The sequence below is a fragment of the Pseudomonas sp. RW10S2 genome, from assembly GCF_014268985.1.
Taxonomy (GTDB): Bacteria; Pseudomonadota; Gammaproteobacteria; order Pseudomonadales; family Pseudomonadaceae; genus Aquipseudomonas; species Aquipseudomonas wayambapalatensis.
In genome coordinates this window covers 15,317-37,809 of the sequence record NZ_JABWRO010000045.1, presented here as the reverse complement: position 1 = coordinate 37,809, position 22,493 = coordinate 15,317, and the positions used below count along the sequence as shown (strand labels likewise).

Sequence of the window (22,493 nt, the reverse complement as noted above, 5' to 3'; positions counted from 1 at the left end):
CAGCGTGATCCCTGTAGGAGCGGGCTTGCCCGCGAAAGGGCCTTTGCAAGCGCCATCAATCCCACCCTAAAGCCCTCGAACAAACCTCTGATCAAAAGTTGCTCAAACCTCGAGCCATTTCCGCTATAATTCGCGCCCCTCATTTTCGGCAGGCCCCGGGCGCGCTGTTAACTCAATGAAACTTATCGTCAAAGTCTTCCCAGAGATCACCATCAAGAGCCGGCCGGTGCGCAAGCGCTTCATCCGCCAGCTCGGCAAGAACATCCGCAACGTGCTCAAGGATCTGGATCCGGAGCTCGTGGTCGATGGTGTCTGGGATAACCTCGAAGTGGTCACCCGCATCGAGGACGAGAAGATCCAGCGCGAGATGATCGAACGCCTGACCTGCACCCCAGGGATCACCCACTTCCTGCAGGTGCAGGAATATCCGCTGGGCGACTTCGACGACATCGTCGACAAATGCAGGCAGCACTTCGGCCACCTGCTGGCCGGCAAGCGTTTCGCTGTGCGCTGCAAGCGCGGTGGCCACCACGACTTCACCTCAATGGACGTCGATCGCTACGTCGGCAGCCAGTTGCGCCAGCAGTGCGGCGCCGCCGGCATCGACCTGAAGACCCCCGAAGTGATGGTGCGCATCGAGATCCGCGATCAGCGCCTGTACGTCATCCACAACCAGCACAATGGCATCGGCGGCTACCCGTTGGGTGCGCTGGAGCAGACGCTGGTGCTGATGTCCGGTGGTTTCGACTCCACCGTGGCCGCCTACCAGATGATGCGCCGCGGCCTGATGACCCACTTCTGCTTCTTCAACCTCGGTGGCCGTGCCCACGAGCTGGGGGTGATGGAAGTCGCGCACTACCTGTGGAAGAAATACGGCAGCAGCCAGCGCGTGCTGTTCATCAGCGTGCCGTTCGAAGAAGTTGTCGGCGAGATTCTCGGCAAGGTCGACAACAGTTATATGGGCGTGACGCTCAAGCGCATGATGCTGCGTGCCGCGGCGCGCATGGCTGACCGCCTGGAAATCGACGCCCTGGTCACCGGCGAGGCGATCTCGCAGGTTTCCAGCCAGACCCTGCCCAACCTTGCGATCATCGATTCGGCCACCGACAAGCTGGTGCTGCGCCCGCTGCTGGCCAGCCACAAGCAGGACATCATCGATACCGCCTACCAGATCGGCACCGCCGATTTCGCCAAGCACATGCCCGAGTACTGCGGCGTGATCTCGGTGAACCCGACCACCCATGCCAAGCGCCACCGCATGGAGCATGAAGAGAAGCAGTTCGACATGGCGGTGCTCGAGCGCGCCCTGGAGCGCGCCAAGCTGATCTCCATCGACCACGTGATCGACGAGCTGGGCAAGGATATCGAGATCGAGGAAGTGGCCGAGGCGCTGCCGGGCCAGATCGTCATCGACATTCGTCACCCTGACGCCCAGGAAGACGAACCGCTGCAGATCGACGGCGTCGAAGTCCAGGCACTGCCGTTCTACGCGATCAACAGCAAGTTCAAGCAGCTCGATGCCAACCGCCAGTACCTGCTTTATTGCGACAAGGGTGTGATGAGCCGTCTGCACGCACACCACCTGCTCAGTGAGGGACATGCCAATGTGCGTGTTTATCGTCCGGCATAAGACGCCAGGGCTGTATGGCGGCAGCATCCGCCATCGCCCTCCCGACCTGCGAGCCCGCTGAGCCTTTTACCTTCATATTGGCTGCCTAGACTGGCGGCAAACCGAATCCTCTGCACGAGATACAGTTGTGATCGAAAATCTGCGTAACATCGCCATCATCGCCCACGTTGACCATGGTAAAACCACCCTGGTCGACAAACTCCTGCGCCAGTCCGGCACCCTGGAGCGTAACGAGCTCAACGACGAGCGCGTCATGGACTCCAACGACCAGGAAAAAGAGCGCGGCATTACCATTCTGGCGAAGAACACCGCCATCAACTGGAACGGCTACCACATCAACATCGTCGACACCCCCGGCCACGCCGACTTCGGTGGCGAGGTTGAGCGTGTAATGTCGATGGTCGACTCGGTGCTGCTGCTGGTCGATGCCCAGGACGGCCCGATGCCGCAAACCCGCTTCGTAACCAAGAAAGCCTTCGAAGCCGGCCTCAAGCCAATCGTCGTGATCAACAAGGTCGACCGTCCGGGCGCGCGTCCTGACTGGGTTCTGGACCAGATCTTCGACCTGTTCGACAACCTCGGTGCCACCGACGAACAGCTGGACTTCAAAGTCGTCTACGCCTCGGCCCTGAACGGCATCGCCGGTCTGGACCACACCGAAATGGGTGAGGACATGACCGCGCTGTACCAGTCGATCGTCGACAACGTACCTGCGCCGGACGTTGACCGTGAAGGTCCGTTCCAGATGCAGATCTCGGCTCTGGACTACAACAGCTTCCTCGGTGTTATCGGCGTTGGCCGTATCGCCCGTGGTCGCGTCAAGCCGAACACCCCGGTTGTCGCCATCGACACCAACGGCAAGAAGCGCAACGGCCGTATCCTCAAGCTGATGGGCCACCACGGCCTGCACCGCGTCGACGTCGAAGAAGCCCAGGCTGGCGACATCGTCTGCATCAGCGGTTTCGACGAGCTGTTCATCTCCGACACCCTGTGCGCCCCGGACGCGGTAGAGGCGATGAAGCCGCTGACCGTCGACGAGCCAACCGTTTCGATGACCTTCCAGGTCAACGACTCGCCGTTCTGCGGTAAAGAAGGCAAGTTCGTCACCAGCCGCAACATCAAGGACCGTCTGGACAAGGAGCTGCTGTACAACGTAGCCCTGCGCGTTCAGGAAACCGATTCCCCTGACAAGTTCAAGGTATCGGGCCGTGGTGAGCTGCACCTGTCGGTTCTGATCGAAACCATGCGTCGCGAAGGCTTCGAGATGGCCGTTGGTCGTCCTGAAGTGATCATCCGCGAAGTGGATGGCGTGAAGCAGGAACCGTTCGAGAACGTCACCATCGACATCCCTGAAGAATCCCAGGGCAAGGTCATGGAAGAGATGGGCCTGCGTAAGGGCGACCTGACCAACATGGTCCCGGATGGCAAAGGCCGTGTTCGCCTGGAGTACAACATCCCGGCCCGTGGTCTGATCGGTTTCCGTAACCAGTTCCTGACCCTGACCAACGGTGCAGGCATCCTGACCTCGATCTTCGATCGCTACGACACCATGAAGTCGGGCCAGATGTCCGGCCGTCTGAACGGTGTTCTGGTTTCGGTCGAGACCGGCAAGGCCCTGACCTACTCGCTGGAAACCTTGCAGGCGCGCGGCAAGCTGTTCGTCGAGCACGGCCAGGAGATCTACAACGGTCAGATCATCGGTCTGAACAGCCGTGACAACGACCTGGGCGTGAACCCGACCAAAGGCAAGAAGCTCGACAACATGCGTGCTTCGGGCAAAGACGAAGTCATCGCCCTGGTTCCGCCGGTTCGCCACACCCTCGAGCAGGCCCTGGAGTTCATCCAGGACGACGAGCTGTGCGAAGTCACGCCGAAGTCGATCCGTCTGCGCAAGAAGATCCTGGACGAAGGCGAGCGTACCCGCGCTGCCAAGAAAGCCAAGAACTGAGTTAGCTCAGGCTGAATGAAAACGCCCCCGGTCGAAAGGCCGGGGGCGTTTTTGCTTGTCTGCAGCTTGCGTTGTGTTCGTGCCGGCCTCTTCGCGGGCTTGCCCCGCGAAGAGGCCCGAACCGGCGCTACAGGCCTATCGCCCAACCACCTTGGGCTTGTATGCACAATACCCCGGCCGCGGTCCGACCTTGGGGTGGTTGCGGCAGGTGTCCGGGCGCTTGTCATAAATGGTGCACAGCCGGCTCTTGCGGTCCAGATACATGCAATCGTCGTTGCTCATTCGGGTCAGGGTGAAAATGCCCGACTTCTGGTTGAAGCGCTCGATGATGCCTTCTTTCTGCAGGCGCTTGGCGACGTTCTTCGGCGGCTCGTCCTTCTCGAACTCGTCCACCACGCCGATGCGGATCAGATCCTTGATCTTCACCTCCACAGGCAGGGTACAGCAGGTCGAATGGCAGCCATGGCACATGCTGCTGGTGTAGCGCTGCCAGGTTTCCAGGCGGTCGACTTCGGCGGCGGCGATCAGGGTCGGTTTCATTTTAATAGTGGGCGGATCACGGTCTTGGGGCGCGCGATCATACCGGAGTTGTTCAATTTGTGAACAACCTTTTGCCGGAATCGCCAAGGCGGCATGAAAACTGCGAACCGTAGCCTGTCACTCCCTGTCGAAGGGTCTAGTCTCTTCAATCTCCCTCCGTATTCGTCAACTTGCCCGAGGATGCCGCATGTCCCAGGAACCCAAAGCTCGTGACGCCGAGGTGGCCGCTTTTCGCGCCGCTGTACTGGACAAACTGACCTACGCGGTCGGCAAGGACCCGGAACATGCCTTCGACCATGACTGGTTCGAAGCCATCGCCCTGGCCGCCCGCGATCACATGGTCGACCACTGGATGGACCACACCCGCCAGGCCTACCGGCGCAGCCAGAAGCGGGTCTACTACCTTTCCCTGGAGTTCCTCATCGGCCGGCTGCTGTACGACAGCCTGAGCAACCTGGGCTATCTGGAGATCGCCCGTGAAGCGCTCGAGGGGCTGGACGTGGACCTTGAACGCATCCGCCTGCTCGAGCCCGATGCCGCGCTGGGCAATGGCGGCCTGGGACGGCTGGCGGCGTGCTTCATGGAAAGCATGTCGACCCTCGGCATCGCTGCCCATGGCTACGGTATCCGCTACGAGCACGGGCTGTTCCGCCAGGCCATCGTCGATGGCTGGCAGCAGGAGCAGACCGAAAACTGGCTGGACTTCGGCAACCCTTGGGAGTTCGAGCGCGCCGAGGTGATCTATCCGATCAGTTTTGGCGGCAGTGTCGAAACGCTGCACGACGCCCAGGGTGTTGCCCGGCAGGTCTGGACGCCGGGCGAAACCGTGCGTGCCGTGGCCTACGATACGCCCGTGGTCGGCTGGCGCGGCTCCAGCGTCAACACCCTGCGCCTGTGGCGCGCCCGGGCGCTCGAAGAGTTGCACCTGGAGCGCTTCAATGCCGGCGATCACCTGGGGGCGGTGGCCGAAGTGGCGCGGGCCGAAAGCATCTCGCGGGTGCTTTACCCGGCGGACAGCACCGAAGCGGGGCAGGAATTGCGCCTGCGCCAGGAATACTTCTTCGTCTCCGCGTCGCTGCAGGATCTGCTGCGACGTCACCTGAACATGCACGATGACCTGCTCAACCTGCCGGACTCGGCGGCGATCCAGCTCAACGACACCCACCCCTCGATCGCCGTCGCCGAGCTGATGCGCCTGCTGGTCGACCAGCATGCCATTCCCTGGGAAAAGGCCTGGGAGCTGACGGTCGGCACCTTGGCCTACACCAACCACACCCTGCTGCCCGAGGCCCTGGAAACCTGGCCTGTGGCGCTGATGGAACGCATGCTGCCGCGGCACATGCAGATCATCTACCTGATCAACGCGTACCACATCGACGCGCTGCGGGCCAAAGGGCTGCACGACTTCGACGTGCTGCGCGCGGTGTCGCTGATCGAGGAGGACAACGGCCGCCGTGTGCGCATGGGCAACCTGGCGTTTCTCGGCTCGCACAGCGTCAACGGCGTGTCGGCGCTGCACAGCAATCTGATGAAGAGCACGGTGTTCGCCGAACTGCACAAGCTGTATCCGCAGCGGATCAACAACAAGACCAACGGCATCACCTTCCGCCGCTGGCTGTACCAGGCCAATCCGCAGTTGACCGGCATGTTGGTCGACGCCCTGGGCGCCGAGGTGCTGGACGATCCGGAGGGCAAGCTCAAGGCGCTGGCGCCCCACGCCGAGAAAGCCACCTTCCGCAAGCAGTTCGCCGCCCAGCGCCTGCATAGCAAGCGCGCACTGGCGAGCATCATCCAGGACCGCATCGGCGTGACGGTCAACCCCGAAGCGTTGTTCGACGTGCAGGTCAAGCGTATCCACGAGTACAAGCGCCAGTTGCTCAACCTGTTGCATACCGTCGCGCTGTACCAAGCCATGCGCAATGACCCCGGCACCCCGTGGGCGCCGCGGGTGAAGATCTTCGCCGGCAAGGCGGCAGCCAGCTATCACCAGGCCAAGCTGATCATCAAGCTGACCAACGACATCGCTCGGGTGGTCAACAACGACCCCACCGTGCGCGGGCTGCTCAAGGTGGTGTTCCTGCCCAACTACAACGTCAGCCTGGCCGAGAGCATCATCCCGGCGGCCGACCTTTCCGAGCAGATCTCCACTGCCGGGTACGAAGCGTCCGGCACCAGCAACATGAAGTTCGCCCTCAACGGCGCGCTGACCATCGGCACCCTCGATGGTGCCAACGTCGAGATGTGCGAGCAGGTCGGCGCGGAAAACATGTTCATCTTCGGCCTGACCGCCCAGCAGGTCGAGGCGCGCAAGCGTGCGGGCGATTTTGGTGCAGCGGCGGCCGTGGCCGCCTCCGGGCGTCTGGGCGATGTGTTGCAGGCGATCCGCAGCGGGGTGTTCTCGCCGGATGATCCAGGGCGCTATGCCGGGCTGATCGACGGCCTGGTGGCCTACGACCGCTTCCTGCTGTGCGCCGATTTCGATGCGTACTGGGACGCCCAGCGGCGGGTCGAGGAGCTGTGGCATACGCCGCAGGAGTGGTGGCGCATGGCGGTGCTCAATACCGCACGGATGGGCTGGTTCTCGTCGGACCGCACCATTCGCGAATATGCCACCGAGATATGGAAGGCGTTGGATTAGCAGGGTGTCAGTTCCGGCCCTATCGCGGGGCAAGCCCGCTCCCACAGGTGCACCGTTGGTTTCGGGATCAGCGGGGTGCCTGTGGGAGCGGGCTTGCCCCGCGATCAGGTCGCCGCCGACCAACTGCCTGAACTCATCGCCTGAACCACCGTCTGATCCGCCAGGCGAGTCTCTTCGCTCGCTAGGCTGCCACTCTCCCTGTAAACTGCGGGGGTTTTTCTACCCCTTTCCACTTCGGAGCCATACATGTCCCGCGTTACCCTGAGTCGCTATCTGATTGAGCAGACCCGCAGCAACAACACTCCTGCCGATCTGCGCTTCCTGATCGAAGTGGTGGCGCGCGCGTGCAAGGAGATCAGCCACCACGTGTCCAAGGGCGCCCTGGGCGGCGTGCTGGGCAGCATGGGCACCGAAAACGTGCAAGGCGAAGTGCAGAAGAAGCTCGACGTCATCTCCAACGACATCCTGCTCGAGGCCAACGAGTGGGGCGGCCACCTGGCCGGCATGGCGTCCGAAGAAATGGACAACGCTTACCAGATCCCGGGCAAGTACCCCAAAGGCGCCTACCTGCTGGTCTTCGACCCGCTGGACGGTTCGTCGAACATCGACGTCAACGTCTCGGTCGGCACCATCTTCTCGGTGCTGCGTTGCCCGAACGAATACCTGAGCCAGAACGAAACCCTCAACGAAAACGCCTTCCTGCAACCAGGCACCCAGCAGGTCGCCGCCGGTTATGCGATCTACGGCCCGCAGACCATGCTGATCCTCACCCTGGGCAACGGCGTCAAGGGCTTCACCCTGGACCGCGAACTGGGCAGCTTCGTCCTGACCCACGAAAACATCCGCGTGCCGGAAACCACCGCCGAATTCGCCATCAACATGTCCAACCAGCGCCACTGGGAAGCCCCGGTGCAGCGTTACGTGGGCGAGCTGCTGGCCGGTGAGACCGGGCCGCTGAAGAAGAACTACAACATGCGCTGGATCGCCTCGATGGTGGCCGACGTGCACCGCATCCTGACCCGTGGCGGCCTGTTCATGTACCCGCGCGACGCTCGCGAGCCGAGCAAGCCGGGCAAGCTGCGCCTGATGTACGAAGCCAACCCGATGTCGTTCATCATCGAGCAGGCTGGCGGCGCATCGACCAACGGTTACGAGCGTATCCTCGACATCAAGCCTGAGAGCCTGCACCAGCGTGTGTCGGTGATTCTGGGCTCGAAGGAAGAGGTCGAGCGCGTCACCGCCTATCACAAGGAGTAAGTCATGCTCGCACCTTGGCAGCCGTTGCTGGAGTGGTGGTTCGGTTGGGGCACCAGTGCCCAGGCCGTGGCTGACGAGAAGAGTACGCAGTGGTTCGGCAAGCATCACGATGTCGATGCCCAGGCACTGTTCGGCGATCTGGTCGAACAGGCCCTGGCCGGTGGGCTCGACGAGTGGCAGCAAAGCCCGCAGGGCTGGCTTGGTCTGTTGCTCCTGCTCGACCAGTTGCCGCGCATGATCTACCGCGACACGCCGCGCGCCTTCGAGGGCGACCGGCGTGCCCAGGTGGTGGCCATGCAGGGTTTGCAGAAGGGCTGGGATTATCAGCTGCTGCCGATCCAGCGCGTGTTCGTGCTGCTGGTGCTGGAGCACGCCGAGGTGCTGGATTGGCAGAACCTGTGCGTGGAGCGCTACCGGACGTTGCTGGACGAGCAGCCTGAGGCCAATCGTCGCCTGTTCGAAGGCTTCCTGGACTATGCCGAGCAGCACCAGCGGGTGATCGCTCGGTTCGGCCGTTTCCCGCATCGCAATCTGTTGCTGGGGCGGCCGAGTACCAGTGAAGAGATGGACTTTCTGCTGGAGCCGGGCTCCCGGTTCTAAATCAGCGCAGCCTTCTTCGCGGGTTTACCCGCGAAGAAGGCGCCGTCGAACCTTAGATCCTGAAACTCCCCACCAACTGCTTCAACCGATCGACCTGATGCTCCAGGTCGTTGCAGGCACGCAAGGTGCTCTGCAGGTTCTGCACCCCTTGCTGGTTCAGCGTATTGATCTCGGTGATGTCGACATTGATCGACTCGACCACTGACGTCTGCTCTTCGGTCGCCGTAGCCACCGACTGGTTCATGCCGTCGATCTCGCCGATACGTTGGGTCACGCTGCCCAGGCGGTCACCTGCGCGGTTGGCGATCTCGACGCTGTGATCACTGTGCTGCTGGCTCTGGTTCATGGTGCTCACCGCCACTTGCGCGCCAGCCTGCAGTTCCTCGATCAACCCCTGCACCTGCTGCGCCGACTCCTGGGTGCGGTGCGCCAGGTTGCGCACTTCGTCGGCCACCACGGCAAAGCCACGCCCGGCCTCGCCGGCCCGCGCGGCCTCGATGGCGGCGTTTAGCGCCAGCAGGTTGGTCTGCTGGGAGATGCCGCTGATCACGTCGAGAATCTGGCCGATGTTCACCGTGTGGGCGTTGAGCGTCTCGATGTTGCCGCACGAATCGCTGATCCGCGCCGACAGCTTGTTCATCACATCGATGGTCTGGCCAACCACCTGCTGGCCTTCCGCGGCCAGGTCACGGGCGTCGCTGGAGTGCTGCGAGGCGAGGGCGGCGTTCTGGGCGATCTCCTGGGCTGCGGCGCCCAGCTGGTTGATCGCCGCCGCCACGCTGCTGGTGCGGCTGGACTGCTGGTCGGCATTTTCGATGGAGGCGTTGGAGGCACTCACCACTTGGCTGGCCACGGCGTTGACCTGGCCAGTGGCCGAGGCCACTTCGCGGATCGACTCGTGAATACGCTCGACGAAGCGGTTGAACGATTGCCCCAGGCTGCCGAACTCGTCCTGGCCGTGGATGGTCAGGCGCCGGGTCAGGTCGCCTTCGCCCTCGGCGATGTCACGCATCGCGCGGCCCATGACATGCAGCGGCTCCATCAGCACGCGGATCAACAGGCCGAGCAGGGCGATGATCACCACTATCGCGATCAGCGTTGCCACCACTGCCGAGGTGCGCAGTTCGCCCAGCATGGCGAAGGCGGCGTCCTGATCCAGGACCAGGGCGACGTACCAGTCCGCCGGCACGCCATCGACGTGGCTGAAGCTGATGAACTGGCTGCGTCCGTCCGCTTCGACTTCAGCCATGCCCTTGGCGATGCGCGGGGTAGCGTTGGGGTAGAGGTCGGCCAGGGTCTTGAGCGCCAGGTCGGCCTTTGGATGGATGAGGATCTTGCCTTCACCGTTGACGATGAAGGCGTGGCCCTTGCCGCCGAAGTCCAGGGCATTGACCAGGTTGCTGATGGTCTGCAGGTCAGTGTCGACGCCGCTGACGCCGATCAGTTGCCCGGCCTGCTGCACGGGCGTGGCGAGGGTGACCACCAGCTTGCCGGCCGACGCCGAGATATAGGGCTCGGTGATGATGGTCTGGTTGGCGGCGCTGGCGGCCTTGTACCAGCCGCGGGCGCGCGGGTCGTAGTCGGGGGCGCGATTGCCGACCGGCACCGATTGCATGCGGCCATCTTTGCCGCCGAAGTAGGTGAGCTGGAAGTTGCTGGCATACACCGGCAGCGCCAGGCTGCGGTCAAGGCTGGCCTTCTGCGGCCCGTCCACGGCGATCTGCTGGGCCAGTGACTGCAGCAGTTGCATGCGGCTGTCGAGCCAGGTGCGGATGTTGCCCGCGGTCAGGTTGCCCAGGGCTTGCAGGTTGGTTTCGGTGTCGCTGCGCAGCGACTGGCGCTGGCGATAGTCGTTGAACAGCACGAAGCAGGCGAAGGCGACGGCCACCACGAGTGCGGCGGCCACCAGGATCTTGTGGCTGAACTTGAGATTTTTTGTCATGTGCAAGGTCTGCGCAGGCATTTCGGGAGGAGGGTGCGGCAAAAGGCCACATCGCTGAATGCTATGTCGCCTGCGATGAAATAGCCATGAGCGTTTTGTGACAGCACCCGACCAACGGCATGGTACGAAAGCAGGGGTAGCAGGGAACCGGGGAGGCATTTTTGCTTCTAAGCTCTCTGCAGGCCGTCTCGCCTGTTGCATCCATCTCCAGGAGAGCCCTTCATGTCGTTGCGTTCCCTCGCCCTGTTGTCCTTGTTGGTCGTCCTGACCGCCTGCAGCAAGATCAACCAGGAAAACTATTCCAAGCTCAAGGCCGGCATGAGCAAGGCCGAGGTCGAGCAGTTGCTCGGCTCGCCGAAGGAGTGCTCCGGAGCACTCGGCATGAGCAGTTGCACCTGGGGCGACGAGAAGAGTTTCATCAGTGTCCAGTACGCCGCTGACAAAGTGCTGATGTACTCCGGGCAGGGCCTCAAATGAAGCGCGTGCACCTGTTGCTGGCGCTGGGTCTTGCGCTGGTGCTCGGCGGTTGTGCCAGCTCGTCGGTGGATTCGCTGGCGCCCAAGACGGCTGGCAACGTCGACCTCAAGCGCTACCAGGGCAAGTGGTTCGAGCTGGCACGCCTGCCGATGCGCTTCCAGGAAGGCTGTGCGCAATCCGAAGCCCATTACAACCTCAGGCCCGATGGCAGCCTGGGCGTGCTCAATCGTTGCCGTACCGAAGGTGACGAATGGCTGCGCGCCGAGGGCCGCGCCGGCATCGAGGAGCCGGGGCGCACCGACAAGTTGTGGGTGGAGTTCGACAACTGGTTCACTCGCCTGGTGCCGGGGCTGACCAAGGCGGACTACTGGATCCTGTACGTGGACGATCACTACCGTACCGCGATTGTCGGCAGCCCCAACCGCAAGTACCTGTGGATCCTGTCGCGAACCCCGAGCCTGCCGGCATGGGAGCGCGAGAATCTGTTGTCGAAGGCTCGCCAGCAGGGGTATGACACCAGCCGGCTGATCTGGCGGGTGTCGGACAAGGCAATCGTTGCCCGGCATTGAGTTGCCGGGTTCCAGATCCAGGCTTGGCGCGATCGAGCAGGTGATCGCGCCGGCTTTCAGCCCAGCAGTGTGCGCAATACCGCTGCGAAGGCCTGCCCGCTTTGCTCTTCCAGCGCATGTCGCCCCTGGCGCACCACCCACTGTCCGTTGACCATCACATCACGCACCTGACGGTCGCTGCCGGCGAACAGCCAGCGGTTGAGGATGCCGTCGCCGCTCGAGGTCGCCAGGTACGGATCCTGCCCATCGAGCACCAGCCAATCGGCACGCTTGCCCACCGCCAGCTCGCCAATCTCTTGCCCCAGGGCCTGCGTACCGCCTGCCAGCGCCGCGTCGTAGAGGGTCCGGCCGACCATCGGCTGGTCGCTGCGGTATAGCCGGTTGCGCCGCTGGTCGCGCAGGCGCTGGCCATACTCCAGCCAGCGCAGTTCCTCGACCACGCTCAGCGAGACATGGCTGTCCGAGCCGATGCCCATGCGCCCGCCCTGGGCCAGGAAGTCGACGGCCGGGAAGATGCCATCGCCCAGGTTGGCCTCGGTGGTCAGGCACAGCCCTGCCACCGCGCCGCTGCGGGCCATGGCGCTGACTTCGTCGGCCTCGACGTGGGTTGCATGCACCAGGCACCAGCGCGAATCCACCTCGACGTGCTCGTACAGCCATTGCACCGGGCGACGGCCGCTCCAGCTGAGGCAGTCGTTGACTTCCTTCTGCTGCTCGGCGATGTGGATGTGGATCGGGCACGCCTTGTCGCTGGCGGCCAGCACTTCGGCGATCTGGTGTGGCGTTACCGCGCGCAGCGAGTGGAAACACAGGCCCAGGTGCTGCGCGGGTTGCGCGGCCAGCAGCGGCTTGAGCTGTTGCTGCAGGCGCAGGTACTGCTCGGTGGCGTTGATGAAGCGCCGCTGGCCCTCGTTCGGTGCCTGGCCGCCGAAGCCGGAGTGGGAGTACAGCACCGGCAGCAGCGTCAGGCCGATGCCGCTGGCGCGCGCCGCGGCGCTGATCTGGCGGGATAGCTCGGTGGGATCGGCGTAGGGCTTGCCGGTGTTGTCATGGTGCACGTAGTGGAATTCGGCCACCGAGGTGTAGCCGGCCTTGAGCATCTCGATGTACAGCTGGCGGGCGATGACCTGCAATTGCTCGGGAGTGATCAGGCCGACCAGGCGGTACATCAGGTCGCGCCAGGTCCAGAAACTGTCGTTGGGGTTGCCGACCACCTCCGCCAGGCCTGCCATGGCGCGCTGGAAGGCGTGGGAATGCAGGTTGGGCATGCCCGGCAGCAGCGGGCCGGCCAGGCGCTCGGCGCCTTCGGCACTGGCGTTCGCGTCTATTTTTTCGAGCCGCCCGTCGGCGGACACCTCAAGGCGGACATTGCTGGCCCAGCCTGAAGGTAGCAGGGCACGTTCGGCGAAGTAGGCGGACATCACTCGGTCATCCTGTATCGTTATTTGTATATACATATACAGACGTTTGCCTGCCGGGTAAACTGCGGCAAGCTACCGTCAATCAAATTGCACAAGGATGCATAGCCGTGCCGACACCTTCCGTCTCCGCGCTGGTGGCCCAGATGGGCGAAGGGCCGGCGCCGCTGTATGCGCGGGTCAAGCAGATGATCGTCCAGCAGATCGAAAACGGCAGCTGGCCGCCCCATCATCGCGTCCCGTCGGAAAGCGAGCTGGTCAGCCAACTGGGCTTCAGCCGCATGACCATCAACCGCGCCCTGCGCGAGCTGACCGCCGAGGGCCTGCTGGTCCGCATGCAGGGCGTCGGGACTTTCGTCGCCGAACCCAAGACCCGCTCGGCATTGTTCGAAGTCAACAACATCGCTGACGAGATCGCCGGGCGCGGGCATCAGCACCGCTGTCAGGTGATCGTTCTGGCCGAAGAGCCTGCCGGCTCCGAGCGTGCCCTGGCGCTGGACATGCGCGAAGGCCAGCGGGTGTTCCATTCGCTGATCGTGCATTACGAAAACGGCGTGCCGGTGCAGATCGAGGACCGCTACGTCAATGCACTGATCGCGCCAGACTACCTCAAGCAGGACTTCACCCGGCAGACGCCCTACGCCTATCTGTCCCAGGTCGCCCCACTGACCGAAGGCGAGCACGTGGTCGAAGCGATCCTGGCTGAGCCGGACGAATGCAAGCTGCTGCAGATCGAGCGTGGCGAGCCGTGCCTGCTGATTCGCCGGCGTACCTGGTCGGGCCGCCAGCCGGTCACCGCCGCGCGCTTGATTCACCCCGGTTCCCGTCATCGCCTGGAAGGACGTTTCAGCAAATGAGCCAGTTGCAGTTGTTGCGTGCCCGCGATTATCCGCGCATGCCCTGGAAGAACGGTGGTGGGTCCACCGAAGAGATCACCCGCGATGCGGGCATTGGCCTGGACGGGTTCGGCTGGCGCCTGTCGATCGCCGATATCGAGGCCTCTGGCGGCTTTTCCAGTTTTACCGGTTACCAGCGGATCATCACCGTGCTGCAGGGCGATGGCATGCGCCTGTCGGTGGACGGTCACGAAAGCCGGCCGTTGCTACCGTTCGATGCCTTTGCGTTCAATGGCGAGAGCCAGGTGGCCTGCACGCTTCAGGGGGGCCCGATCCGCGACTTCAACCTGATCTATGCGCCGAACCGGTACGGGGCGCGGTTGCAGTGGTTTGCCGCTAGCACCCGCCTGTTCAGTGCGGCCGAGACCGTGCTGGTGTTCAGTGCCGAGGTGGACTTGCACGTTGCGATCCAGGGGCAGGAGTCGGGGCTTGGGTTGTATGACTGCCTGCAGCTCAGTGGTAACGCGGGCTTGCTCGAGGTCGAGGTATCGGGGCGCTGCTGCGTTATCGAGTTGAGCCCTCGACACGTGTGAGTTTCGCGGGCCCTATCGCGGGACGAGCCCGCTCCTACAGATTCAGCGCTGTCCTGGACCTGTAGGAGCGGGCTCGTCCTGCGATAGGGCTCTCAAAAACCCTGCAAAACAGTTACCCGGTAACGCCCGCATACAGCGCACCCTGTTACCGAATGCCCCAAAGTGGCGCAAAGCCATTGCCGTCTGAATTCCCACCACATCCTTCCCCCTGATTTTTCTTCCCCCCCTCAAGCCCTTGATTCACAAGGTCTTCAGCCCATCACCCGAACACCTCTAACCACCCATTTCGGCGACTTGGCAATTCAATTGCATATGCTTGTATGTACAAGTAAAGATAAGTGCGCGATAGTGGATAGGCCGTCCCATCCGCACGGTACTGAACAGCCCCGGCCCGCCGATCTCGTCGGGTTTGAATAGATCGCTCAAGGAGCACCTTTCGTGACTGACAAAAAGCCCACCACCTTCCGTGACGTCGAGATCCGCGCCCCACGTGGCACCCAGTTGAACGCCAAGAGCTGGCTGACCGAAGCCCCGCTGCGGATGCTGATGAACAACCTGGATCCGGAAGTGGCCGAAAACCCCAAGGAGCTGGTGGTGTACGGCGGCATCGGCCGTGCTGCGCGCAACTGGGAGTGCTATGACAAGATCGTCTCCACCCTCAAGGAGTTGAACGACGACGAAACCCTGCTGGTGCAGTCGGGCAAGCCGGTCGGCGTGTTCAAGACCCACAGCAACGCCCCCCGTGTACTGATCGCCAACTCCAACCTGGTGCCGCACTGGGCCAACTGGGAGCACTTCAACGAGCTGGACGCCAAGGGCCTGGCCATGTACGGCCAGATGACCGCCGGCAGCTGGATCTACATCGGTAGCCAGGGCATCGTTCAGGGCACCTACGAAACCTTCGTCGAAGCCGGTCGCCAGCACTACGGCGGCAACCTCAAGGGCCGCTGGGTGCTGACCGCAGGCCTGGGCGGCATGGGCGGGGCCCAGCCTCTGGCCGCGACCCTGGCTGGCGCTTGCTCGCTGAACATCGAATGCCAGCAGGTCAGCATCGACTTCCGCCTGCGCACCCGTTATGTCGACGAGCAGGCCACTGACCTCGATGACGCCCTGGCACGCATCGCCCAGTACACCGCCGAAGGCAAGGCGGTTTCCATCGCCCTGCATGGCAACGCTGCTGAAATCCTCCCGGAACTGGTCAAGCGTGGCGTGCGTCCGGACATGGTCACCGACCAGACCAGCGCCCACGACCCGCTCAATGGCTATCTGCCGATCGGCTGGACCTGGGAGCAGTACCGCGACCGCGCCAAGACCGACCCGGCTGGCGTGGTCAAGGCCGCCAAGCAATCGATGGCCGTGCACGTGCAAGCCATGCTCGACTTCCAGAAGGCTGGCGTGCCGACCTTCGACTACGGCAACAACATCCGCCAGATGGCCCAGGAAGAAGGCGTGAAGAATGCCTTCGACTTCCCAGGCTTTGTGCCGGCCTACATCCGTCCGCTGTTCTGCCGCGGCATCGGCCCGTTCCGCTGGGCAGCCCTGTCGGGCGACCCGCAGGACATCTACAAGACCGACGCCAAGGTCAAGGAACTGATCCCGGACGACGAGCACCTGCACCGCTGGCTGGACATGGCCCGCGAGCGCATCAGCTTCCAGGGCCTGCCGGCACGTATCTGCTGGGTTGGCCTGGGCCTTCGCGCCAAGCTGGGCCTGGCGTTCAACGAAATGGTGCGCAGCGGCGAGCTGTCCGCCCCGGTGGTGATCGGCCGCGATCACTTGGACTCCGGCTCCGTATCGAGCCCGAACCGTGAAACCGAATCCATGCAGGATGGCTCCGATGCCGTGTCCGACTGGCCGCTGCTCAACGCCCTGCTCAACACTGCAGGCGGTGCCACCTGGGTTTCCCTGCATCACGGCGGTGGCGTGGGCATGGGCTTCTCCCAGCACTCGGGTGTGGTCATCGTCTGTGACGGTACCGACGAAGCGGCAGCGCGCATTGCCCGCGTCCTGACCAACGACCCGGCCACCGGCGTGATGCGTCATGCCGATGCCGGTTACCAGATTGCGATCGATTGCGCCAAAGAGCAGGGTCTGAACCTGCCGATGATTACGGGTTGATCGGCGTCCCAGGGGCTGCTGCGCAGCCCCATCGCGGGACAAGCCCGCTCCTACTGTAGGAGCGGGCTTGCCCGCGAAGGGGCACGCAGTGGCCCCAGGTGATCCACCTTCTTTGCAAGGACTGCCGATTTCCACTTCTTAGGTTTGGGAGCGTCACGCAATGAAAACCAACAAGACCTTGCTTGCTTCGCTGTTCGCCCTTGGCCTGCTCGGCAGCGCCGGTGCCACTCAGGCCGCTACCTGGTGCGAATCCGGCAAACCGGTGAAATTCGCCGGGCTGAACTGGGAAAGCGGCATGCTGCTGACCGATGTGATGCAGTTCGTTCTCGAGAAGGGCTACGACTGCAAGACCGACAGCCTGCCGGGCAACTCCATCACCATGGAGAACGCCCTGGGCACCAACGATATCCAGGTCTTCGCCGAGGAATGGGTGGGTCGCAGCGAGGTGTGGAAAAAGGCTGAGGCAGCCGGCAAGGTGGTCGGCGTCGGCGCACCGGTGGTCGGTGCGGTCGAAGGCTGGTACGTGCCGCGCTACGTGATCGAGGGCGATGCCAAGCGCAAGCTCGAAGCCAAGGCGCCGGATCTGAAGAACGTGGCCGACCTGGCCCAGTACGCCAGTGTCTTCAAGGATCCTGAAGAACCGAGCAAAGGCCGTTTCTACAACTGCCCGGCCGGCTGGACCTGTGAGCTGGACAACACCCAGATGCTCAAGGAATACAGCCTGGAAGACAAATTCACCAACTTCCGCCCGGGCACCGGCCCGGCGCTGGATGCTGCGGCGCTGTCGAGCTACAAGCGCGGCGAACCGATCCTGCTCTACTACTGGACGCCGACCCCGCTGATGGGCCAGATCGACCTGGTCAAGCTCGAGGAAAAGCCGGGTGTGGACAAGACCGTGTCGATCAAGGTCGGCCTGTCGAAAACCTTCCACGAACAAGCGCCGGAGCTGGTCGGCGTACTGGAAAAGGTCAATATTCCGCTCGACATTCTCAACCAGAATCTGGGGCGCATGAGCAAGGAGCGCATCGAATCGCCGAAGCTGGCCAAGATCTTCCTCAAGGAACATCCTGAAGTCTGGCAGGCGTGGGTCAGTGAAGACGCTGCCAAGAAGATCAATGCGGCGCTCTGAGCGTCCTCACCTGATGAGTGGTACCTATGTTCCCTGACAACCTCACATTCTCCATCGCCGACTGGGTCAATGGCTGGGTCGATGCGCTGGTGACCAACTACGGCGATGTGTTCCGGCACATTTCCGACACCCTGCTGTGGGCCATCGTCAACCTCGAAGGCCTGCTGCGTGCGACGCCCTGGTGGCTGATGCTGGGGGTCGTCGCGGTCATCGCCTGGCACGCCACCCGCCGCATCCTGCCGACCCTGGTGATCACCGGCCTGCTGTTCCTGGTCGGCGCTGTCGGCCTGTGGGACAAGCTGATGCAGACGCTCGCGCTGATGCTGGTGGCCACGCTGATCTCGGTGCTGGTGGGCATCCCACTGGGCATCCTGTCGGCGCGCAGCAATCGCCTGCGGGCGGTACTGATGCCGCTGCTGGACATCATGCAGACCATGCCCAGCTTCGTATACCTGATCCCGGTGCTGATGCTGTTCGGCCTGGGCAAGGTGCCGGCGATCTTCGCCACGGTCATCTATGCCGCACCGCCACTGATCCGCCTGACCGACCTGGGGATTCGCCAGGTCGATGGCGAGGTGATGGAAGCGATCAACGCCTTCGGCGCCAACCGCTGGCAGCAGCTGTTCGGCGTGCAGTTGCCGCTGGCGCTGCCGAGCATCATGGCCGGGATCAACCAGACCACCATGATGGCCCTGTCGATGGTGGTGATCGCCTCGATGATCGGCGCCCGCGGCCTGGGCGAGGACGTGCTGGTTGGCATCCAGACCCTCAACGTTGGCCGCGGCCTCGAAGCGGGCCTGGCCATCGTGATTCTCGCGGTGGTGATCGACCGCATTACCCAGGCCTATGGTCGGCCACGTCATGAGGTGAGCAAATGAGCACGCAGCCGATCAGCAAGATCGAAGTGAAGAACGTCTTCAAGATCTTCGGCGAGCGCGCCGGGGAAGCCCTGCAACTGATCCGCGAGGCGCGCAGCAAGGAGCAGGTGCTGTCGCAGACCGGCTGCGTGATTGGGGTCAACGACCTGTCGCTGTCGATCGGCAGCGGCGAGATCTTCGTCATCATGGGCCTGTCCGGCTCGGGCAAGTCCACCCTGGTGCGCCACTTCAACCGCCTGATCGACCCCACCAGCGGGCAGATCCTGGTGGATGGCGAAGATATCCTGCAGTACGACATGGACGCCCTGCGCGAATTCCGCCGACGCAAGATCAGCATGGTGTTCCAGAGCTTCGGCCTGTTGCCGCACCGCAATGTGCTGGACAACGTCGCCTACGGCCTGAAGGTGCGTGGCGAGAGCAAGCAGCTGTGCCAGGAGCGTGCGCTGCAGTGGATCGAGACCGTGGGCCTGAAGGGCTACGAGAAGAAGTATCCGCACCAGCTCTCCGGCGGCATGCGCCAGCGCGTGGGCCTGGCCCGGGCGCTGGCCGCCGACACTGACATCATTCTCATGGACGAGGCTTTCAGCGCCCTCGACCCACTGATCCGCGCCGAAATGCAGGACCAGTTGCTGGAACTGCAGAAAACCCTGCACAAGACCATCGTGTTCATCACCCATGACCTGGACGAGGCGGTACGCATCGGCAACCGCATTGCCATTCTCAAGGATGGCCGCCTGATCCAGGTGGGTACGCCGCAGGAAATCCTTCACTCTCCGGCCGACGAATACGTTGACCGTTTCGTTCAGCGCCGCGCCGTCGCGGTATGAGGAGCATCATGTCGAAACCTGAAGTCGTGGTGATCGGCAACGGGCCTGTACGGTGGCAGGACATCGCCGCCGTGGCCCGCCATGGCGCGCGCCTGGAGCTGGCACCGCAGGTCTGGGCGCGTATCGACAACGCCCAGGCCATCGTCCGGCGTATCGTCGACAGCGGCGAGCGCGCCTATGGCGTGAACACCGGCCTGGGCGCCTTGTGCAATGTCTCGTTGCAGGGCGAGCAGCTCAGCGCACTGTCGCGCAACACCTTGCTCAGCCACGCCTGCGGGGTCGGCCCGGCGCTGCCGGACGAACAGACGCGGGCGATCATCTGCGCCGCCATCGTCAACTACAGCCACGGCAAGTCGGGCCTGCAGCGTTCGGTGGTCGAGGCGCTGCTGGCGTTGCTCGAACATGGCATTACCCCGCAGGTTCCGTCCCAGGGTTCGGTGGGGTATCTGACGCACATGGCCCACATCGGCGTGAGCCTGCTGGGGGTGGGCAAGGTCAGTTATCGCGGGCGCCTCGTGGAGGCCGCCGAGGCCTTGGCCGATGCCGGGCTTGCGCCTGTGCAGCTGGGGGCCAAGGACGGGCTGTGCCTGGTCAATGGCACGCCGTGCATGACCGGCCTCGCCAGCCTTGCACTGGATGACGCCAGCCGCCTGCTGCAATGGGCCGATGTGATCGGCGCCATGAGCTTCGAGGCCCTGCGCGGCCAGATCGCCGCGTTCGACGCCGAGATCATCGCCCTCAAGCCACACCCAGGCATGCAAGTGGTGGGCGAGAACCTGCGCGCGCTGCTCGATGGCAGTGAAGTGATCGCCTCGAGCAAAGGCATCCGTACCCAGGACGCCCTGAGCATCCGCTCGATCCCGCAGGTGCATGGCGCGGCGCGCGACCAACTGGCCCATGTGGTGCGTCAGGTCGAGGCCGAGCTCAACGGCGCCAACGACAACCCGCTGCTGCTCGGCACACCGGACGATTTCCGTGTGGTCTCGCAGGCCAACCCCCACGGCCAGTCGGTGGCCCTGGCTGCCGACCTGCTGGCGATCGCCATGGCCGAGATCGGCTCGATCGCCGAGCGGCGTCTGGACCGCCTGGTCAATCCGCATGTCAGTGGCTTGCCGGCGTTCCTGGTCAGCAACCCGGGCGTCAACTCGGGGATGATGATCGCCCAGTACGTCGCCGCCTCGCTGTGCGGGCAGAACCGCCAGCTGGCGCAGCCCGCGGTGCTCGACAATTTCGTCACCTCGGGGCTGCAGGAAGATCACCTGAGCATGGGCACCAATGCTGCGCTCAAGCTGCACCAGGTGTTGGAGAACTGCACGCAGATCCTCGCCATCGAGTACCTGCTGGCCGCCCAGGCATTCGAATTCCTCAAGGAACAGCGTTTCGGCGCGGGCACCGACGCGGCCTGGCGCTTGCTGCGCGAGAGCGTGCCTGCCTACCTGCAGGACCGCTGGCTGGCGCCGGACATCGCCAGCACCGCGGCCTTGCTCAAGGATCCACGGTTGCCGCAGCCGCTGCTGGCTGCGCTGCACTAAACAAAATAACAAGGAGCATGAATATGGAAGCTTTTACCCTGACCCCCGGCCAGTTGACCCTGGCCCAGTTGCGCCGCATCCACCAGGCGCCGGTGCGCCTGAGCCTCGATGCCGACGCTGGAGCCGCCATCGACGCCAGTGTTGCCTGCGTCGAGCGCATTCTGGCCGAAGACCGCACGGCCTACGGCATCAACACCGGCTTCGGCCTGCTGGCCTCGACCCGCATCGCCAGCCACGACCTGGAAAACCTCCAGCGCTCGCTGGTGCTGTCCCACGCTGCCGGGATCGGCGCGCCGCTGGACGATGCGCTGGTGCGTCTGATCATGGTGCTGAAGATCAACAGCCTCAGCCGTGGTTTCTCCGGCATCCGCCGCAAGGTCATCGATGCGCTGATCAGCCTGGTCAACGCCGAGGTCTATCCGCACATTCCGCTGAAGGGCTCGGTTGGCGCCTCTGGCGACCTCGCGCCGCTGGCGCACATGTCGCTGGTATTGCTGGGCGAGGGCAAGGCGCGTTACCAGGGACAATGGCTGAATGCCAACGAAGCCCTCGCGGTGGCAGGCCTCGAGCCGCTGACCCTGGCTGCCAAGGAAGGCCTGGCCCTGCTCAACGGTACGCAGGCGTCCACCGCCTATGCGCTGCGTGGCCTGTTCCAGGCCGAAGACCTGTTCGCCGGGGCCATCGCCTGTGGTGCGCTCACCGTGGAAGCGGCACTGGGCTCGCGCTCGCCGTTCGATGCGCGTGTCCATGAGGTGCGCGGGCAACGTGGCCAGATCGACGCTGCCGCCTGCTACCGCGACCTGCTGGGCGACTCCAGCGAGATTTCGCAGTCGCACAAGAACTGCGGCAAGGTCCAGGACCCTTACTCGCTGCGTTGCCAGCCGCAAGTCATGGGCGCCTGCCTTACGCAACTGCGCCAGGCTGCCGAGGTGCTGGCCATCGAGTCCAACGCGGTATCCGACAACCCGCTGGTGTTCGCCGCCGAGGACGAGGTGATTTCGGGCGGCAACTTCCACGCAGAGCCTGTGGCCATGGCGGCCGACAACATCGCGCTGGCCATTGCCGAGATCGGCTCGCTGAGCGAACGCCGCATCTCGCTGATGATGGACAAGCACATGTCGCAGCTGCCGCCGTTCCTGGTGGAAAACGGCGGGGTCAACTCCGGCTTCATGATCGCCCAGGTCACCGCCGCCGCACTGGCCAGCGAGAACAAGGCCCTGTCGCACCCGCACAGCGTCGACAGCCTGCCGACCTCGGCCAACCAGGAAGACCATGTGTCGATGGCCCCGGCCGCCGGCAAACGTCTGTGGGAGATGGCCGAGAACACCCGTGGCGTGCTGGCCATCGAATGGCTGGGCGCCTGTCAGGGCCTGGACCTGCGTGAGGGCCTGAAGACCTCGGCCAAGCTGGAGCAGGCGCGCCAGACCCTGCGCCGCGAGGTGCCGCACTATGACCGTGACCGCTTCTTCGCGCCGGATATCGAGGTGGCGGTGGAGCTATTGGCCGACGGACGCCTGACCGGGTTGCTGCCCGCCGGAGTACTGCCGAGCCTGTGATCGGT

General features: G+C 63.7%; 18 protein-coding genes. 15 read left to right on the top strand and 3 right to left on the bottom strand.

Going from position 1 to position 22,493, the window contains the following annotated elements:
* The first annotated feature begins 175 nt into the window (after window positions 1-175).
* Both thiI and typA read left to right on the top strand, forming a co-directional pair.
* Window positions 176-1,630, top strand: coding sequence for a tRNA uracil 4-sulfurtransferase ThiI (gene thiI, locus HU729_RS12195; protein WP_186710208.1), 1,455 nt, complete (start codon window positions 176-178; stop codon window positions 1,628-1,630).
* A 127-nt stretch (window positions 1,631-1,757) separates the two neighbouring features.
* The gene (gene typA / locus HU729_RS12190) at window positions 1,758-3,578 is read left to right on the top strand and encodes a translational GTPase TypA (protein ID WP_186665747.1); all 1,821 of its coding nucleotides are present in this window, start codon (window positions 1,758-1,760) and stop codon (window positions 3,576-3,578) included.
* Between the two features lie 135 nt (window positions 3,579-3,713).
* On the opposite strand, the gene HU729_RS12185 is transcribed toward typA, so the two are convergent.
* Window positions 3,714-4,118 (bottom strand): YkgJ family cysteine cluster protein, encoded by a 405-nt coding sequence (locus HU729_RS12185; RefSeq protein ID WP_054895281.1) that lies wholly within the window; start codon window positions 4,116-4,118, stop codon window positions 3,714-3,716.
* Window positions 4,119-4,305: 187 nt separating this feature from the next.
* Here HU729_RS12185 and HU729_RS12180 point away from each other — a divergent pair, with 187 nt between their 5' ends.
* The 3 genes from HU729_RS12180 to HU729_RS12165 all read left to right on the top strand — a co-directional run bounded on the left by HU729_RS12180 (window position 4,306) and on the right by HU729_RS12165 (window position 8,613).
* Window positions 4,306-6,756 (top strand): glycogen/starch/alpha-glucan phosphorylase, encoded by a 2,451-nt coding sequence (locus HU729_RS12180; protein WP_186710207.1) that lies wholly within the window; start codon window positions 4,306-4,308, stop codon window positions 6,754-6,756.
* A 246-nt stretch (window positions 6,757-7,002) separates the two neighbouring features.
* Window positions 7,003-8,013, top strand: a complete 1,011-nt coding sequence (locus tag HU729_RS12170) for a class 1 fructose-bisphosphatase (protein ID WP_054895279.1) — start codon at window positions 7,003-7,005, stop codon at window positions 8,011-8,013.
* Window positions 8,014-8,016: 3 nt separating this feature from the next.
* Window positions 8,017-8,613: a DUF924 family protein gene (locus HU729_RS12165; RefSeq protein ID WP_186710206.1), complete on the top strand. Its 597-nt coding sequence runs from the start codon at window positions 8,017-8,019 to the stop codon at window positions 8,611-8,613.
* A gap of 52 nt (window positions 8,614-8,665) precedes the next feature.
* Here HU729_RS12165 and HU729_RS12160 read toward each other — a convergent pair whose 3' ends face one another.
* On the bottom strand, window positions 8,666-10,555 hold the full coding sequence (locus tag HU729_RS12160) for a methyl-accepting chemotaxis protein (protein WP_186665753.1): 1,890 nt from the start codon (window positions 10,553-10,555) through the stop codon (window positions 8,666-8,668).
* 222 nt (window positions 10,556-10,777) lie between these two features.
* Between HU729_RS12160 and bamE the strand changes: the two genes are divergently transcribed.
* Together bamE and HU729_RS12150 are read left to right on the top strand one after the other, a co-directional pair.
* Window positions 10,778-11,032 (top strand): outer membrane protein assembly factor BamE, encoded by a 255-nt coding sequence (bamE, locus tag HU729_RS12155; RefSeq protein WP_054895277.1) that lies wholly within the window; start codon window positions 10,778-10,780, stop codon window positions 11,030-11,032.
* The gene (locus HU729_RS12150) at window positions 11,029-11,601 is read left to right on the top strand and encodes a lipocalin family protein (protein ID WP_186665756.1); all 573 of its coding nucleotides are present in this window, start codon (window positions 11,029-11,031) and stop codon (window positions 11,599-11,601) included. The genes bamE and HU729_RS12150 overlap by 4 nt, the downstream gene beginning before the upstream one ends.
* A gap of 56 nt (window positions 11,602-11,657) precedes the next feature.
* Here HU729_RS12150 and HU729_RS12145 read toward each other — a convergent pair whose 3' ends face one another.
* The gene (locus HU729_RS12145; RefSeq protein ID WP_186710200.1) at window positions 11,658-13,022 is read right to left on the bottom strand and encodes a formimidoylglutamate deiminase; all 1,365 of its coding nucleotides are present in this window, start codon (window positions 13,020-13,022) and stop codon (window positions 11,658-11,660) included.
* Window positions 13,023-13,165: 143 nt separating this feature from the next.
* Here HU729_RS12145 and hutC point away from each other — a divergent pair, with 143 nt between their 5' ends.
* From hutC to hutH (HU729_RS12105), 8 genes are all read left to right on the top strand, one after another.
* Complete coding sequence (hutC, locus tag HU729_RS12140; RefSeq protein WP_186666102.1) at window positions 13,166-13,876, top strand: histidine utilization repressor; 711 nt, start codon at window positions 13,166-13,168, stop codon at window positions 13,874-13,876.
* Window positions 13,873-14,448, top strand: a complete 576-nt coding sequence (locus HU729_RS12135) for a HutD family protein (RefSeq protein ID WP_186710198.1) — start codon at window positions 13,873-13,875, stop codon at window positions 14,446-14,448. Before hutC ends, HU729_RS12135 begins: the two co-directional genes overlap by 4 nt.
* Before the next feature lie 438 nt (window positions 14,449-14,886).
* Complete coding sequence (gene hutU, locus HU729_RS12130) at window positions 14,887-16,566, top strand: urocanate hydratase (protein WP_186710196.1); 1,680 nt, start codon at window positions 14,887-14,889, stop codon at window positions 16,564-16,566.
* Between the two features lie 160 nt (window positions 16,567-16,726).
* The gene (locus tag HU729_RS12125; RefSeq protein ID WP_186710194.1) at window positions 16,727-17,695 is read left to right on the top strand and encodes an ABC transporter substrate-binding protein; all 969 of its coding nucleotides are present in this window, start codon (window positions 16,727-16,729) and stop codon (window positions 17,693-17,695) included.
* Window positions 17,696-17,721: 26 nt separating this feature from the next.
* Window positions 17,722-18,573: a proline/glycine betaine ABC transporter permease gene (locus HU729_RS12120; protein ID WP_186665766.1), complete on the top strand. Its 852-nt coding sequence runs from the start codon at window positions 17,722-17,724 to the stop codon at window positions 18,571-18,573.
* Entirely contained in the window at window positions 18,570-19,400 is an 831-nt protein-coding gene (locus HU729_RS12115) for a glycine betaine/L-proline ABC transporter ATP-binding protein (RefSeq protein ID WP_186710192.1), read from the top strand. Before HU729_RS12120 ends, HU729_RS12115 begins: the two co-directional genes overlap by 4 nt.
* An 8-nt stretch (window positions 19,401-19,408) precedes the next feature.
* Entirely contained in the window at window positions 19,409-20,932 is a 1,524-nt protein-coding gene (gene hutH, locus HU729_RS12110; RefSeq protein WP_186710190.1) for a histidine ammonia-lyase, read from the top strand.
* A 23-nt stretch (window positions 20,933-20,955) separates the two neighbouring features.
* Entirely contained in the window at window positions 20,956-22,488 is a 1,533-nt protein-coding gene (gene hutH / locus HU729_RS12105) for a histidine ammonia-lyase (protein WP_186665771.1), read from the top strand.
* Window positions 22,489-22,493 lie beyond the last annotated feature (5 nt).

Coding starts and splice junctions, on each gene's coding strand:
- HU729_RS12160 (WP_186665753.1), bottom strand. CDS start 10,555: ATGACAAAAAATCTCAAGTTCAGCCACAAGATCCTGGTGGCCGCCGCA.
- HU729_RS12185 (WP_054895281.1), bottom strand. CDS start 4,118: ATGAAACCGACCCTGATCGCCGCCGCCGAAGTCGACCGCCTGGAAACC.
- hutH (WP_186710190.1), top strand. CDS start 19,409: ATGTCGAAACCTGAAGTCGTGGTGATCGGCAACGGGCCTGTACGGTGG.
- hutH (WP_186665771.1), top strand. CDS start 20,956: ATGGAAGCTTTTACCCTGACCCCCGGCCAGTTGACCCTGGCCCAGTTG.
- HU729_RS12150 (WP_186665756.1), top strand. CDS start 11,029: ATGAAGCGCGTGCACCTGTTGCTGGCGCTGGGTCTTGCGCTGGTGCTC.
- hutC (WP_186666102.1), top strand. CDS start 13,166: ATGGGCGAAGGGCCGGCGCCGCTGTATGCGCGGGTCAAGCAGATGATC.
- HU729_RS12120 (WP_186665766.1), top strand. CDS start 17,722: ATGTTCCCTGACAACCTCACATTCTCCATCGCCGACTGGGTCAATGGC.
- HU729_RS12180 (WP_186710207.1), top strand. CDS start 4,306: ATGTCCCAGGAACCCAAAGCTCGTGACGCCGAGGTGGCCGCTTTTCGC.
- thiI (WP_186710208.1), top strand. CDS start 176: ATGAAACTTATCGTCAAAGTCTTCCCAGAGATCACCATCAAGAGCCGG.
- HU729_RS12125 (WP_186710194.1), top strand. CDS start 16,727: ATGAAAACCAACAAGACCTTGCTTGCTTCGCTGTTCGCCCTTGGCCTG.
- bamE (WP_054895277.1), top strand. CDS start 10,778: ATGTCGTTGCGTTCCCTCGCCCTGTTGTCCTTGTTGGTCGTCCTGACC.
- HU729_RS12165 (WP_186710206.1), top strand. CDS start 8,017: ATGCTCGCACCTTGGCAGCCGTTGCTGGAGTGGTGGTTCGGTTGGGGC.
- HU729_RS12135 (WP_186710198.1), top strand. CDS start 13,873: ATGAGCCAGTTGCAGTTGTTGCGTGCCCGCGATTATCCGCGCATGCCC.
- HU729_RS12170 (WP_054895279.1), top strand. CDS start 7,003: ATGTCCCGCGTTACCCTGAGTCGCTATCTGATTGAGCAGACCCGCAGC.
- HU729_RS12145 (WP_186710200.1), bottom strand. CDS start 13,022: ATGTCCGCCTACTTCGCCGAACGTGCCCTGCTACCTTCAGGCTGGGCC.
- HU729_RS12115 (WP_186710192.1), top strand. CDS start 18,570: ATGAGCACGCAGCCGATCAGCAAGATCGAAGTGAAGAACGTCTTCAAG.